A 14761-nucleotide genomic window follows, 5' to 3' on the forward strand; every position below is an offset into this window, starting at 1 on the left:
ATCCCTTCTTTCTAGTGTCTATTACGATAGGTTACTACGATGGGAATATTGTAAAATCAACTATATCCCCTTCATCTATTAAATGATGCCCTGCTTCAAGGACATCCTCTAAAGTAATTTCCTGTAAAATCTTTGGTAAATCAAAAATCGTCTCACCATGTTCAAAAGCATCATATTGCGTTGCAATAAATTCAAGAGAGTTCATGCTACTGAAAAATTCTCCAAACATCTCTCTTTTGATAATATCTAAATGATCCTCTGTAATATCTAAATCCTTTGTAAAATTACGAATAGCCTTCCTAAACTGATGAGATAAAGCAACTGGCTCTTTCGTATCCATTGTCAACATAACAAAATGAAAACGACTTGTTACTTCAATTTCAAGAGATAAGGAAGCATCTATTTTACCTGATTCATATAACTTTTGAAAACGATCCGAAGTCCAACCAAACATCATTGCAAACAATAATTTTAATAAAATATGATGTCGATAGCAATCCGCTTCAGCAACTTTTCGCTTACCTCTAATCCCAATCGCTAGTTTAGGAGAAGATACTTCCATTCTCATACTGTCTGTTTGCTTTACAGCCTGTAAAACAAAGTTTTCTCTTGCTACATCCTGAACATCTAAATCTTTCAGTTCTTTGCTTTCAAAATAGTCCTGTACTTGCTCCACATCAAAATTACCAACTAAAAACAGAGACATGTTTACAGATTTGTAAAACCTTGTAAAATTTTCTTGTAAATTAGTTAGATTGATTTGGGAAATGGACTCCTCACTTCCAACTATATCAGTTGCTAAAGGTGTACCAGGATACAAATTCGCTAAAGTTGAAAAGAATAAACACGAATCTGGGTCATCTTGATACATTTCTCGTTCTTGCTGGATAATATCCTGCTCTCTTAAAATGGAATCTTCAGTAAAATGTGCTGATGTTACCAATTCATCAAGTAAGTCTAAATTTTCTAAAAAATGATCTGTTGCTGAAAGAAGATAGCTTGTTTTTGTAAAGCTTGTAAAGGCATTGCTATCCGCACCTAGACTCGTAAAAGCTGACATCAAATCGCTAGCATCTTCTCTCTCAAATAATTTATGTTCAAGAAAATGAGCAATTCCTCCAGGATATTCTTTTACATCTCCGTCAACTTCTGTGACAAGCGTATCTACCGAACCAAACTGTACAGTTACACTCCCGTAAACCTCTTTAAATTCCTTTTTAGGCAAAAGAGCAACTGTCAATCCATTTGACAAACGAGTTCGATAAACCATTTCTTTTACAGCTGGATAGTATTTTTCTTCAAAAACAACCTTTGTCATTCTATTCCTTCCATAAAGTAAATCGCCTGTAGTTTCACATTATTAGCTGCTCTACAAATAGCATCTTTGTCAACTTGCTCGAGTTTTGAAATCCAACTTTTAAAGTCTGCTGAAGATTTTCCAAGTAAGGCATTTTGATAAGCACGTTCAATCAATGAACTTTGATTATCTTGAGAAAGTAATAAAGACCGACGAATCATTTCCTTGGTCTGCTCTAACTCAATCTCTGTAAAATATCCTTTTTTTAAATCAAGCAGTTGATTATTCATCATTTTTCGAGCCTGATTCCGATTTTCTCGATCAATGCCAGCATACATCCTCAAGAATCCACTAAACAAATCAAGCTGACTTGAAATAGTATAAGCCAATCCAGCATTTTCACGGACATTTGTAAATAATTTAGAATGAGCAAATCCACCAAGTAAACCATTCATTACAATCATGGGTAAATGTTGCTCATCACCATATTCAGAAGGGCAATGATAACCTAATTCCAAAATGGATTGTCCCACATTTTTCCGAACCATACCTTCCTGAAGGATATTGGAATAAGGTTGACAATACTGAACCTTCACATCTCCTTTTCGACCTTTAAAGCCAAATGATTCTAATACATTTTGAATTTCAACCTCATTAAAATCACCTAGGAAAAAGAAATCTATTCGATCATTGGACAAAAATTCTTGGAAACAAGAATAAGAACTTTGTGGAGTTTCAGCTAAAATACGATTTCGTAAATCACTATATTCCAATTGGAGACGTTCATCATGAAAAAATAATTTGTCTAATTCTTTATGTGCAAAATAAAAAGAATCATCCATATCAGCTGCTAAACTTGCTAGCAATTGTTTTTTCTCAATTTCAAATAAGGCCGGATCAAATCCATTATCAACTAGCATGGGTGAAAAAAGAGTTTCTTTTACTAGTTCCAAAACCTGAGAAGTTAGCACATTTTTCCTACTTAAAAACTCATCACGAACATAGGTAAATGTCAATTCTACAATATGACTTTGCCCTCTTCTGAAACAATTAGTTGACATATCTGTGCCGTATAGACTGGCTAAATGTCTCCTCAAATCTTGAGAAGTGGGATACATCTGATTAGCAGTCTCTAGCATACTCGCACTCAACATGCGACCTGCAATCGTATCTAGGGATAATGGAGCGGTAAAACGCACGGCGATTTTGTTCGTTTTAAACTTTTTTGATTGGATAAAATGTATTGAAATTCCATTCACTAACTCCATGATTTCCCTCCTTATATACAGACTTCTATTATATCACGAAAACCTGAAATTTTCTTGTTCTCTGTAACACTTTTGAAATAAAAATCGCTTACATTACTCCTTGTTTCTCTCACTATTTTTAGGAAAATATGGTATAATACCAAAGATTGAGGTGAATTATGGAATACAAATTATTTGAAGAATTTATTACCCTCCAAGCACTACTCAAAGAACTTGGAATTACACATAGCGGAGGAGCTATCAAATCATTTCTCTCTGAACATTCTGTTTACTTTAATGGGGAATTAGAGAATCGTCGTGGTAAAAAGCTTCGTATTGGTGATAAAGTTGACATCCCTGACATGAATATTGACATCTTGTTGACACAACCTACTTCTGAGGAGCAAGATGAATACCAAGCTGATAAAGTTGAAAAAGAACGAATCGCTAAACTCGTCAAAGAGATGAATAAGGGAGTAAAAAAAGACAAATCGAAACTTTCTTCATCACCCAAAAGCAAACAAGCTCCACGATTCCCTGGTAGATAATCATGTGGCTACAACACCTATCTCTCAAGACTTTTCGTAACTACAAAGAGACGAAAATAGACTTTAATCCTAAATTGAATGTCTTTTTGGGACGTAATGCACAAGGAAAAACAAACATATTAGAGGCTATCTATTTTTTAGCCTTAACGCGTAGTCATCGAACTCGAACAGATAAAAATCTCATTCATTTTGATGAGGAACAACTTCATCTTTCAGGTCTTGTTCAGAAAAAAACGGGATCCATTCCCCTAGAAATAGAACTAACACAAAAAGGCCGTGTGACAAAAGTTAATCATTTAAAACAGGCACGCCTTTCAGATTATATAGGACACATGAATGTTGTCTTATTTGCTCCTGAAGATTTACAACTAATTAAAGGAGCACCTTCAGTTCGACGAAAATTCATTGATATGGAGCTTGGACAAATTAAGCCCATCTATCTATCAGACTTAACCAATTATAACCACATCCTAAAACAAAGAAACACTTATCTAAAATCAGCTCAAAAAATAGATGAAACCTTCCTTTCAGTGTTGGATGATCAGCTAGTTGATTATGGATGTCGTGTAATGAATCACCGCTTAGATTTCATAAAAAAACTAGAATCATTTGGGCGTAAGAAACATTTTGAACTCTCTAATCAGATTGAAGAGCTGTCAATATCCTATCAATCTTCTGTCAATATAACTGACAAAGAAGACTTATCCGAATCTTTCAAAATTGCTTTAGAAAAAAGTAGGTCCAGAGATTTATTTAAAAAGAATACTGGTGTTGGGCCTCATCGAGATGATATTTCTTTTTATATAAATGGGATGGATGCTAGTTTTGGAAGTCAAGGTCAACATCGTAGTCTCGTCCTCTCGATAAAATTAGCAGAAATCGAATTAATGGAAAGCATTACTACAGAATCTCCGATATTATTGCTTGACGATGTTATGAGTGAACTTGACAACACTAGACAACTAAAATTATTAGAAACGATTTCTCATTCAATCCAAACCTTTATTACAACAACAAGCTTAGATCATCTTCAAAATCTGCCAGAAAATCTAAGTATCTTCACTATTCAGGATGGTAAAGTTACTGTAAATGAAAGTTGACAACATTGTAAAAGAACTCCTGTTTCCACGGGAGTTCTTTTCATTGTTTTTTTACATAGAATAATTTGGTGCCTCATTAGTAATTTGTACATCGTGAGGGTGGCTTTCTTTCAAACCAGCACCAGACATTTCAATAAATTGAGCATTATCGTGTAGTTCTTTAAGGTTAGCTGCACCACAGTAACCCATACCAGAGCGAATACCTCCAATCATTTGGAAGACAATATCAGCTGCCGCACCTTTATAAGCAACACGACCTTCAATTCCTTCTGGAACGAGTTTGTTTGCTTCATTAACAGAACCTTGGAAGTAACGATCGCTTGAACCTTTCTTCATAGCAGCAATTGATCCCATACCACGGTAAGTCTTAAACTTACGTCCTTGGAAGATTTCAGTTTCGCCTGGAGCTTCATCAGTTCCAGCAAACATTGATCCAAGCATAACTGCATTTCCACCTGCAGCAAGGGCTTTTACAATATCTCCAGAATACTTGATTCCACCGTCAGCAATGATCGTTTTACCATATTCACGCGCAACAGCTGCAGCATCATAGATAGCTGTTACTTGTGGAACACCAACACCAGCAATCACACGAGTAGTACAGATAGAACCTGGTCCAATACCAACCTTGACAACGTCTACACCTGCTTCATACAGGGCACGCGCTCCCTCAGCAGTAGCAATATTTCCAGCAATCAAAGTACGATCTGGGAAGTGAGCACGAATCTCAGCAATTTTACGCAAGACACCTGCAGAATGACCATGTGCAGTATCAATAACAATCGCATCCGCTCCTGCCTCAAAAAGAGCCTCTGCACGTTCAAATGTATCTGAAGTAACACCTACTGCACCTGCAACTAGAAGACGACCAAACTCATCTTTAGCAGCATTTGGAAACTCAATAACTTTTTCAATATCTTTGATAGTAATCAAACCAGAAAGACGACCTTCTTCATCTACCAAAGGAAGCTTTTCAATACGGTGTTCTTGAAGAATGCTCTCAGCTGTTGCAAGATCTGTACCCACAGGAGCAGTAACAAGATTTTCACTAGTCATATGGTTTGAGATTGGTTGGTTATAATCTGAAATAAAACGAAGATCTCGGTTTGTCAAAATACCAACCAATTTACGATTTTCAAGTGTTTCAACAACTGGAACACCACTGATGCGGTAACGACCCATAAGCTCATCTGCTTCAGCAATTGTATGTTCAGGCGTCAAGAAGAACGGATCAATAATAACTCCATTTTCAGAACGTTTTACCTTACGAACCTCTTCTGCTTGTTGAGCAATTGACATGTTTTTATGGATAACTCCGAGACCGCCTGCACGAGCAATAGCAATGGCCATTTGACTCTCTGTAACTGTGTCCATGGCAGCGGTAATAATTGGGATATTTAAAGTCAAATTATCTGCCAATTTAGTTGTTAAATCTGCATCGTTAGGCAACACATGACTTTCAGCTGGAATAAGCAATACATCATCAAAGGTAAAACCTTTTTTCAAAAATTTAGTGTCCCAATTAGACATTCGAAGTTTCCTCTTTTCTTTCTTTTTGAGCTTGACTCTTTTTATATTGTATCTATCATACCATTCTATAAAAATTTGTCAAATGTTACAGGGGTAAATAAAAAACTATCTTTTCTTTGAGATAGAAATGATAGTTTCTTGTAAAATAAACCTAGTTAAAGTAATGAAGTCCCATTGCTCCTTTAACCTCAGATAGGGTCTGACCTGCAACTTCACGTGCTCTTTCACTACCTTTTTGAAGCATATTATAAACTTCTCCCATATCCTTAGCAAATTCGATACGGCGCTCACGAATAGGACCAAGTTCACGTTCTAATATTTCAAGTAGATAACGCTTGGTCTTCACATCACCAAGACCACCTCGTTGATAATGTTCTTTCATGTCAGCAATTTCTTGAGCATCTTCTGGACGACCAAAAACATCTAGATAATGGAAAACCATATTTCCCTCAATCTTACCTGGATCTTCCACTCGAATATGATCTGGATCTGTATACATACTCATTACTTTTTTACGCAAAGTATCCGCATCATCAGCTAAATAAATACCGTTATTGAGTGATTTAGACATTTTAGCATTCCCATCCAAACCAGGCAAACGCCCTGCTCTCTCATTTTCTGGATAAATACCTTCCGGCTCTACCAATACATCACATTTATATGCATTGTTAAAAGAACGAACAATTTCACGAGTTTGCTCAATCATTGGTTTCTGATCTGTCCCAACAGGAACATAATTAGCCTTGAAAGCTGTGATGTCAGCTGCTTGAGCTATTGGATAGACCAAGAATCCTGTCGGAATGCTTTCTCCAAATCCTTTCTGAGCAATTTCTGTCTTGACAGTTGGATTACGCTCCAGACGTGCTAATGAAACTAGATTCATATAATACATAGACAACTCAGCCAACTCTGGAATCTGGCTTTGAATAAAGATAGTTGATTTACTTGGATCCAATCCAACTGCAAGATAATCCAAAGCCACATTTCCGATAGACTCTACAATGGTTTGAGGATCTTTGGCATGATCTGTCAAGGCTTGTTGGTCAGCCAAGAACACAAACATATCATACTTATCCTCTTCCTGTAATAATACTCGATTTTTGAGACTTCCAACATAATGTCCAATATGCAATTTTCCTGTTGGACGGTCTCCTGTTAAAATAATGGGTTTAGTCATTTTTTTCTCCTTCGATATAGTCCCTTCAATTATAGCATTTTTTTAATGAAATAACCGTAATTTATCAAAATAAATCAGCCTTGCTATTTACGGATTTGTGTAAAGCGTGCTGTAAATTTAATTTACACAAAATTGACAGATAAAAATTTGAATATTTCCGTATTTTCTAGTAGAATAAATATATTACATATATAGGAGAAAAACATTGCTTACAGTATCTGATGTTTCACTACGTTTTAGTGATCGTAAACTTTTTGATGATGTCAATATCAAATTTACAGAAGGAAATACTTACGGATTAATCGGTGCTAATGGTGCCGGAAAGTCAACATTCTTAAAAATTTTAGCGGGTGATATCGAACCTACTACTGGTCACATCTCTCTTGGTCCAGATGAACGTCTCTCTGTTCTTCGTCAAAATCACTTTGACTATGAAGATGAACGTGCCATTGATGTTGTTATCATGGGAAATGAAAAACTTTATAGCATCATGAAGGAGAAAGATGCTATCTACATGAAAGAAGATTTCTCAGATGAGGATGGAGTGCGTGCTGCCGAACTCGAAGGAGAATTTGCCGAGCTTGGGGGCTGGGAAGCAGAAAGTGAAGCCTCTCAACTACTTCAAAACCTAAACATTCCAGAAGAATTACACTATCAAAACATGAGCGAATTGGCCAACGGTGAGAAAGTAAAAGTTCTCCTCGCCAAAGCACTTTTTGGTAAACCTGATGTTCTTCTCTTGGACGAGCCTACCAATGGTTTGGATATCCAATCAATTACATGGCTAGAAGACTTCTTGATTGATTTTGATAACACCGTTATCGTAGTATCCCACGACCGTCACTTCTTAAACAAAGTATGTACTCACATGGCCGACCTTGACTTCGGAAAAATCAAACTCTATGTCGGAAACTATGATTTCTGGAAGGAATCTTCTGAACTCGCTGCTAAATTGCTAGCAGACCGTAATGCCAAAGCAGAAGAAAAAATTAAACAATTGCAAGAATTCGTTGCTCGTTTCTCTGCTAATGCTTCCAAATCAAGACAAGCAACATCACGTAAGAAAATGCTTGATAAGATTGAACTTGAAGAAATTGTACCATCTAGTCGTAAATATCCATTTATCAACTTTAAAGCGGAACGTGAGATTGGTAATGATCTCTTGACAGTAGAAAATCTAACTGTAAAGATTGATGGTGAGACTATTTTAGATAATATCAGCTTTATCTTGCGTCCAGGTGATAAGACAGCGCTTATTGGACAAAATGACATCCAAACGACTGCATTAATTCGTGCAATCATGGGAGACATTGACTATGAAGGAACTGTCAAGTGGGGAGTGACCACTAGTCAATCTTACCTGCCAAAAGATAACTCAGCAGATTTTGCAGGAGGAGAGTCAATCCTTGACTGGTTGCGTCAATTCGCAAGTAAAGAAGAAGATGACAATACTTTCCTACGTGGCTTCCTCGGCCGTATGCTCTTCTCTGGAGATGAGGTTAACAAACCTGTAAATGTCTTGTCAGGAGGAGAAAAAGTTCGTGTCATGCTTTCAAAACTTATGCTCTTGAAATCAAATGTCCTTGTACTTGATGATCCAACCAATCACTTGGACTTGGAATCTATCTCAAGCTTGAATGATGGATTAAAAAACTTTAAAGAATCAATCATCTTTGCCAGCCATGACCACGAGTTTATTCAAACTCTAGCTAACCATATCATTGTCTTGTCTAAAAATGGCGTCATTGACCGTATCGATGAAACCTATGATGAATTCCTAGAAAATGCAGAAGTACAAGCAAAAGTTAAAGAACTTTGGAAAGACTAAATAAAACTTCAAAACTCAGTTGGGTTAACCAGCTGAGTTTTCTAACATTTTATGAGGTAACATGAAATTATTTTTTAAAACATATTGGACCTATTTTGTTTCCTTTATCATTCCCGTAATCATTATGACAGGAGTATATCTATCTCAAGGTATCTACTGGGATAGTGACACCTCTCCTCTATTGGGAGATGGCTTTCATCAATACGTTATTTTTGATGTAGCCTTACGAAATATCCTACATGGAAATGGTAGTCTGTTTTACACCTTTACAAGTGGCCTCGGATTGAATTTCTATGCCCTATCTAGTTATTACTTGGGTAGTTTCCTTTCACCACTAGTTTACTTTTTTGATCTAACTAATATGCCAGATGCTGTCTATCTGACAACTCTCTTAAAATTTGGATTGATTGGTCTGTCAACCTTCTTTAGTTTAAATAAATTATTTAAAAATATTCCGAAATCTTTAAAACTAGCTTTATCTACTTCCTATGCTCTGATGAGTTTCACAGTTAGTCAACTAGAGATAAAAACCTGGATAGATGTTTTTATCTTGATTCCTTTAATTATCACTGGTTTACACCTACTTATAACTGAAAAGAAACTCCTTTTGTACTTTACAAGTCTGTCAATTTTGTTTATTCAAAATTATTATTTTGGCTATATGACAGCATTGTTTCTTATTTTCTGGTATCTCTGCCAAATTTCGTGGGACTTTAAAACTCGAAAATCATCTTTTCTTGATTTTGTTGTGATCTCCTTTTTAGCTGGTATGGCTAGTTTGATTCTGACTCTTCCTACTCTATTTGATTTACAGACACATGGAGAAAAATTAACTGAAGTTACAAAGTTTCAAACTGAAAGTAGCTGGTATCTTGATCTCTTTGCTAAACAATTCATCGGTTCCTTTGACACAACAAAGTATGGGGCCATCCCAATGATTTTTGTTGGACTACTTCCCTTTATTTTGACTATTTTATTTTTTACGATGAAATCTATTAAGTTTCACGTGAAACTTATCTATACAATCTTCTTTGCATTTCTAATTGCTAGCTTTTATATAGAAGCTCTTGATTTATTTTGGCAAGGCATGCATACTCCAAACATGTTTTTACATCGCTATGCTTGGATTTTCTCTACCTTGTTAATTTACACAGCAGCAGAAGTCTTAAAGCGTCTGAAAGAACTTAAAGTCTGGAATTTTTTAGTTTCGCTTTTTCTTATAGTAACAGGATTTTTAGCTACCATCTATCTAAAATCACATTATTCTTTTTTAACAGATTTGAATATTCTGCTTACTCTTGAATTTTTGGTTGTCTATTCGCTTTTACTCCTTGCAGTTATCAAAAAGTTTATCTCTGTAAATCTATTTGCCATTCTAATTTCTTTATTTATAATGGTTGAAATAAGTTTAAATGCTTCATCTCAAATAGACGGAATTGCTAAAGAATGGAGGTTTGCTTCTCGAAGTTCATATAATCGAGATATCCCAGCTATGGAATCTTTCTCAACATATATTGGAAATCAATTTACTCGTACTGAAAAACTACAAACTCAGACAGGAAATGACAGTATGAAATTCAACTACAATGGAATCTCTCAATTTTCATCTGTTCGAAATCGTTCAGCAAGCTCTACTTTGGATAAACTTGGGTTTAAATCCTCTGGGACTAATCTTAATCTCCGCTATGCAAATAATAGTATTTTGGCTGATAGTTTATTTGGAATCCAGTACAATATCTCAGAAACCCCTATTGATAAGTATGGTTTTAAAGATATCTATCAAAAAGATAATCTTATCCTATATGAAAATCAATACTCTCTTCCGATTGCATTTGCTAGTCAATCTGTTTACAATGATGTCAAGTTCAATGAACATACCTTAGATAATCAGGCCTCATTTTTAAATCAACTTGCTAACGTCAATTTTGATTATTTTTCTCCAATACCTTATGAAAAAACCGAAAATACTGATGATTTGATTAGTGTTACAAGTTCTTCAAATGAGGATGCAGAAATCCAGTATCAAATTGAAGTGCCAGAAAACAGCCAAGTTTATCTTTCTTTCACAAACCTTCACTTTTCTAATGACAAACAAAAAAAGGTTGACATCCTTGTAAATGGAGAAAAGAAAACTTTTACAACTGATAATGTCTTCTCCTTCTTTAATCTAGGGTATACAAAAGATACAAAAACTTTCAATATTCATGTTAGTTTCCCTGAAAATTCACAAGTATCATTTGAATCTCCTACCTTCTACCGTTTAGATACCAAAACTTTCACCGAGGCAATTCAAAAAATTAAAGAACAACCTGTCACAGTATCAACTTCTAAAAACAAGGTTTTTGCTACATATGATGTCCAACAAGATACATCTATTTTTTTCACTATTCCTTATGACAAAGGCTGGTCTGCCTACCAAGATGGTAAGAAAATAGAAATTAAACAAGCTCAAACTGGCTTTATGAAAGTTGATGTTCCTAAGGGGAAAGGAACTATTACACTTTCCTTCATTCCCAATGGGTTTATTACTGGAGCAATCTGTTCCTTTACTTCTCTCTTACTATTTGGAATCTATAATCACAGACGAAAGTTATCTAAGGCTTAAAAAATCGACCAGTTGATCGATTTTTTAATCTTCTTCCATTTTCTTAGGTTGATAGACTAGCATACCTAAACCAGTAAATAGGGCTAATATCACAACAAGGAAAATGACTTGATGATGAATATTTCCTGTCATAGAGATTGTTTGTCGTAATCCCGAAACTGAATAACTCATTGGTAACCAGGGATTAATAGCTCTAAAGAAATCATTTGTCAAGGCAAGTGGATAAGTACCTGCACTTGATGCTAACTGTAATAAAAGCAAAATAAGAGAAAAGAAAGCTCCTATACGGCTATTCCATGTTGTTAAAGCGGTCACCATGGACATGAATACTAAACTTGTTAGGATAATGAGAATAAATGTTCTCATCTCATGATTTGCAGTTAAACCAATAAGATGAACTCCTCCATATACCAAAATTCCTGCTAAAACAGCTATAATACCATTTATTTCAGCTCGAGATTTCAACCAAGCCCAACGACTCTCTGGATGACGTCCTGAAGGTAACTTTGCAAAGATCATATTCGTTGATATTGCTGCAACAAAGAGAGCAACTGATATCATATAAGGAGCCATTGCGATTCCATTTACAGGAACTTGGTCATTGTCTGTTTTTGAAAGATTGAGTGGATTTGACAAAATCTCTGCATTTTGAGATTCCGTAGATGCTGATTTGAGTTGATCACTAGCATTACCTAATCCTTGTCCTAAAGAAGCAACTCCTGTCTGTAAACCTTCCAATCCAGAAGTTAACTTTGTTCCACCTTCTGCTAGTTTCCCAGCTCCATCTGCCAATTTATTAGCTCCATTCTCTAATTGAGAAGCACCTGAAAGTAACTGACTGGATTTGTCTGCTAATTGACCAGATCCGGATTGTAATTTATCAACTCCTGCCATTAATTCTTGACTCTTTTGATTCAATTGACTGGACCCAGTTGATAATTTTTCAATACCAGACACTAAATCTGGAGTTTTTTCAACTAATTGACCAACTCCTGCTGTCAAGTTAGATGATTTTTGTGTCAAGGTAGTTGAGCCTGAAACTAATTGGTCCAAACTACCTGTCAAGGTAGCATTTTTTTCACTTAGTTGACTTGCGCCCTGAGAAACTTTATCAACACCTGCAGTATATGCGTTTACACCTGATGCAATCGACTGACTAGCAGGAACTAATTTGCTAATAACAGCTCCTTGTATCTCTGTTAATCCACTTGACAATCCTGTCAAAGAAGTAGAAGCAAGCGGTAATACTTGATTAGCTTGATTTTTTAATGTCGAAAGATTTGAAGATTGATTTTGTAAGTTTTCCAAACTTCCCTGTAAACCTTTAACTAAAGCTACAATTGACTGAGCCGATTGAATACTATCAGTTGAATTTTGAGATACAGAAGCTCTTATCTCAGCTTGTTGCTCACTTGTCAATGATTGATAAGCTGCTGTCGATTGAATATTGGCTAATGTAGTTGTTTTTTCAGACTGAGCACTTGCTAACATTTGATTAGAAAGAGATGCTATACTTGATAAAACAGAATCTAATTGTTTTGTATCTCCAACATCAATATTTTGAATAGCTTTATTTAACTGATTTAGACCTGAAGATAATTGATTAATTTGATCTTTTTTCCCAGACGAAGCATCTAACTTGCTAGAAAGTTGTTGAATCCCTTCACTTAATTGCTCCACCCCCATTCGAAGTGTAGCTGATTGATTGGATAACTGATTAGCACCTGTTGCAAGATTTCCCACTCCGTTTGTATAAGCACTAACACCAGATGAAAATTGATTAAGACCAGCATTAAGCTGAGAAACACCGCCAGTATAGGATTCTACACCAGTATATAACTGATTGATTCCCCTCACTAATTCAGGACTTTTAGAAGATAATTGACCTAACCCGCTATCTAATTGACTCACTGCACCAGTATATGTAACTAAACCACTATTAAAATTTCCTAAGCCAAGATGAAGTTGTTCGACACCAGAAACATAAGAGGATAATCCTTTAGTAAACTGCTCCGTTCCATTTGAAAATGTTAAACTTGAAGCTGCTAAAGAGTGTAGGTTGGTAGTTAATGTTTGACTTCCTGCCACTAACTGATTCGCTCCATCAGTTAATTTTTTACTACCAGAAGCTGCTTGACTCATACCATCCTTTAAATCGACCATTTTGTTAAATAAAGCTTTAGTATAGGTCTCGGTTACATTGGTAGAAACATTCTGCTTCAATTGTGTCATCGCAGAATCGCTCATCTTGCTAGCAATAAAACTATGACCACTTGAAGTCTGATAATCGATTTGCATTTGCTCTGGATGATTCGTTAAAATAGAAGCTGCTTTTTCAGATAAATCACTTGGTAAAGTTACTACCATATAGTAATCGCCATTTTCTAGACCCTTCTTACCTTCTTCTTCATCTACAAAATGAAAATCCAAGGTTTTATTTTCTTTTAAATTGGACACCATGTCTTTTCCTATTGTCATAGTATTATCATTATAGGAAGCCTCTTTATCATTATTGACAACTGCCACAGGTAAGTCAGACAATTGCCCATATGGATCCCACATTGAGGATAAAAATATGATATTGTACAGAGCGGGAATAAGAGAAATTCCTATCATGACAATAATAAAGGTTGGTTTTTTAAAAATTGCTTTCCATTCTTTAAACATAGTTACTCCTTTTTTAAACATATTGTCTAAAATTTTGATATAATAGATTATACAATAAAAAATCTAAATTACAAGATAAAAAATCCATTTTTAGACATATAGTCTAATTTGTTTACAAGGAGGAAGTATGCAAGAAAGTAACAAACGCTTAAAAACAAAGCGAACTATTGAAAATGCTATGGTACAATTACTCATGGAACAACCATTTGATCAAATTTCTACTGTCAAGTTAGCAGAAAAAGCCGGAATTAGTCGTTCCAGCTTCTATACGCACTATAAGGATAAGTATGATATGATCGAGCACTATCAAATCAAGCTATTTCATACATTTGAATATATTTTTCAAAACCATGCTCATCACAAAAGAGATGCTATTTTAGAAGTATTTGAATATCTAGAGTCAGAACCACTTCTGGCTGCCCTTCTTTCTGAAAATGGGACCAAAGAAATCCAAAATTTCTTAAGAAATAAACTTCATATCATGCTCAGCACAGATTTACAAAAACGCTTTATGCAACTGAATCTCAATACCACTGAATTAGAATATAGTAGCATCTATCTAACTCATGCACTTTTTGGTGTCTGTCAAACTTGGATTGCACATGGAAAAAAAGAAAGTCCTCAAGAAATAACAGATTTCCTTATGAAGATGCTTGGTGATACAAATTGATACAAAAAGAGGAACACAGTTGTGTTCCCTTTTATCTATACTCCGCCAGTAGGACTCGAACCTACGACATCATGATTAACAGTCATGCGCTA

Annotated in this window: 10 protein-coding genes; 5 read left to right on the forward strand and 5 right to left on the reverse strand. The window is 35.4% G+C overall.

What is annotated here, in order from left to right; genetic code table 11:
- Positions 1-34: 34 nt before the first annotated feature.
- Positions 35-1318: an EF-P 5-aminopentanol modification-associated protein YfmH gene (gene yfmH, locus ADI58_RS00880; protein WP_049521109.1), complete on the reverse strand. Its 1284-nt coding sequence runs from the start codon at positions 1316-1318 to the stop codon at positions 35-37.
- Positions 1315-2565, reverse strand: a complete 1251-nt coding sequence (gene yfmF / locus ADI58_RS00885) for an EF-P 5-aminopentanol modification-associated protein YfmF (protein ID WP_049521110.1) — start codon at positions 2563-2565, stop codon at positions 1315-1317. Before yfmF ends, yfmH begins: the two co-directional genes overlap by 4 nt.
- Before the next feature lie 158 nt (positions 2566-2723).
- Here yfmF and yaaA point away from each other — a divergent pair, with 158 nt between their 5' ends.
- Both yaaA and recF read left to right on the forward strand, forming a co-directional pair.
- Positions 2724-3092 (forward strand): S4 domain-containing protein YaaA, encoded by a 369-nt coding sequence (gene yaaA / locus ADI58_RS00890; RefSeq protein ID WP_049521111.1) that lies wholly within the window; start codon positions 2724-2726, stop codon positions 3090-3092.
- A gap of 2 nt (positions 3093-3094) precedes the next feature.
- Complete coding sequence (gene recF, locus ADI58_RS00895) at positions 3095-4192, forward strand: DNA replication/repair protein RecF (protein WP_049521112.1); 1098 nt, start codon at positions 3095-3097, stop codon at positions 4190-4192.
- A 51-nt stretch (positions 4193-4243) separates the two neighbouring features.
- Here recF and guaB read toward each other — a convergent pair whose 3' ends face one another.
- Positions 4244-5722 carry an IMP dehydrogenase gene (guaB, locus tag ADI58_RS00900; RefSeq protein ID WP_049521113.1) on the reverse strand — a complete coding sequence of 493 codons (1479 nt, stop codon included), beginning with the start codon at positions 5720-5722 and terminating at the stop codon, positions 4244-4246.
- Positions 5723-5873: 151 nt separating this feature from the next.
- The gene (gene trpS, locus ADI58_RS00905; protein WP_020901150.1) at positions 5874-6899 is read right to left on the reverse strand and encodes a tryptophan--tRNA ligase; all 1026 of its coding nucleotides are present in this window, start codon (positions 6897-6899) and stop codon (positions 5874-5876) included.
- A gap of 205 nt (positions 6900-7104) precedes the next feature.
- On the opposite strand from trpS, the gene ADI58_RS00910 reads away from it, so the two are divergent.
- A complete protein-coding gene (locus ADI58_RS00910; protein ID WP_000958772.1) occupies positions 7105-8727 on the forward strand; it encodes an ATP-binding cassette domain-containing protein in 1623 nt (540 codons plus the stop codon).
- 61 nt (positions 8728-8788) lie between these two features.
- On the forward strand, positions 8789-11332 hold the full coding sequence (locus tag ADI58_RS00915; protein WP_049521114.1) for a YfhO family protein: 2544 nt from the start codon (positions 8789-8791) through the stop codon (positions 11330-11332).
- Positions 11333-11356: 24 nt separating this feature from the next.
- On the opposite strand, the gene ADI58_RS00920 is transcribed toward ADI58_RS00915, so the two are convergent.
- Entirely contained in the window at positions 11357-13999 is a 2643-nt protein-coding gene (locus ADI58_RS00920) for a YhgE/Pip family protein (RefSeq protein WP_049521115.1), read from the reverse strand.
- Positions 14000-14126: 127 nt separating this feature from the next.
- On the opposite strand from ADI58_RS00920, the gene ADI58_RS00925 reads away from it, so the two are divergent.
- Positions 14127-14669 (forward strand): TetR/AcrR family transcriptional regulator, encoded by a 543-nt coding sequence (locus ADI58_RS00925; protein WP_049521116.1) that lies wholly within the window; start codon positions 14127-14129, stop codon positions 14667-14669.
- Positions 14670-14761 lie beyond the last annotated feature (92 nt).

It is taken from the genome of Streptococcus mitis (assembly GCF_001074635.1).
In the GTDB taxonomy this organism is placed as follows: Bacteria; Bacillota; Bacilli; order Lactobacillales; family Streptococcaceae; genus Streptococcus; species Streptococcus mitis_E.

Excerpts from the sequence above, each read along its gene's own strand:
- yfmH (WP_049521109.1), bottom strand. The coding sequence starts at position 1,318 with ATGACAAAGGTTGTTTTTGAAGAAAAATACTATCCAGCTGTAAAAGAA.
- yfmF (WP_049521110.1), bottom strand. The coding sequence starts at position 2,565 with ATGGAGTTAGTGAATGGAATTTCAATACATTTTATCCAATCAAAAAAG.
- yaaA (WP_049521111.1), top strand. The coding sequence starts at position 2,724 with ATGGAATACAAATTATTTGAAGAATTTATTACCCTCCAAGCACTACTC.
- recF (WP_049521112.1), top strand. The coding sequence starts at position 3,095 with ATGTGGCTACAACACCTATCTCTCAAGACTTTTCGTAACTACAAAGAG.
- guaB (WP_049521113.1), bottom strand. The coding sequence starts at position 5,722 with ATGTCTAATTGGGACACTAAATTTTTGAAAAAAGGTTTTACCTTTGAT.
- trpS (WP_020901150.1), bottom strand. The coding sequence starts at position 6,899 with ATGACTAAACCCATTATTTTAACAGGAGACCGTCCAACAGGAAAATTG.
- ADI58_RS00915 (WP_049521114.1), top strand. The coding sequence starts at position 8,789 with ATGAAATTATTTTTTAAAACATATTGGACCTATTTTGTTTCCTTTATC.
- ADI58_RS00920 (WP_049521115.1), bottom strand. The coding sequence starts at position 13,999 with ATGTTTAAAGAATGGAAAGCAATTTTTAAAAAACCAACCTTTATTATT.
- ADI58_RS00925 (WP_049521116.1), top strand. The coding sequence starts at position 14,127 with ATGCAAGAAAGTAACAAACGCTTAAAAACAAAGCGAACTATTGAAAAT.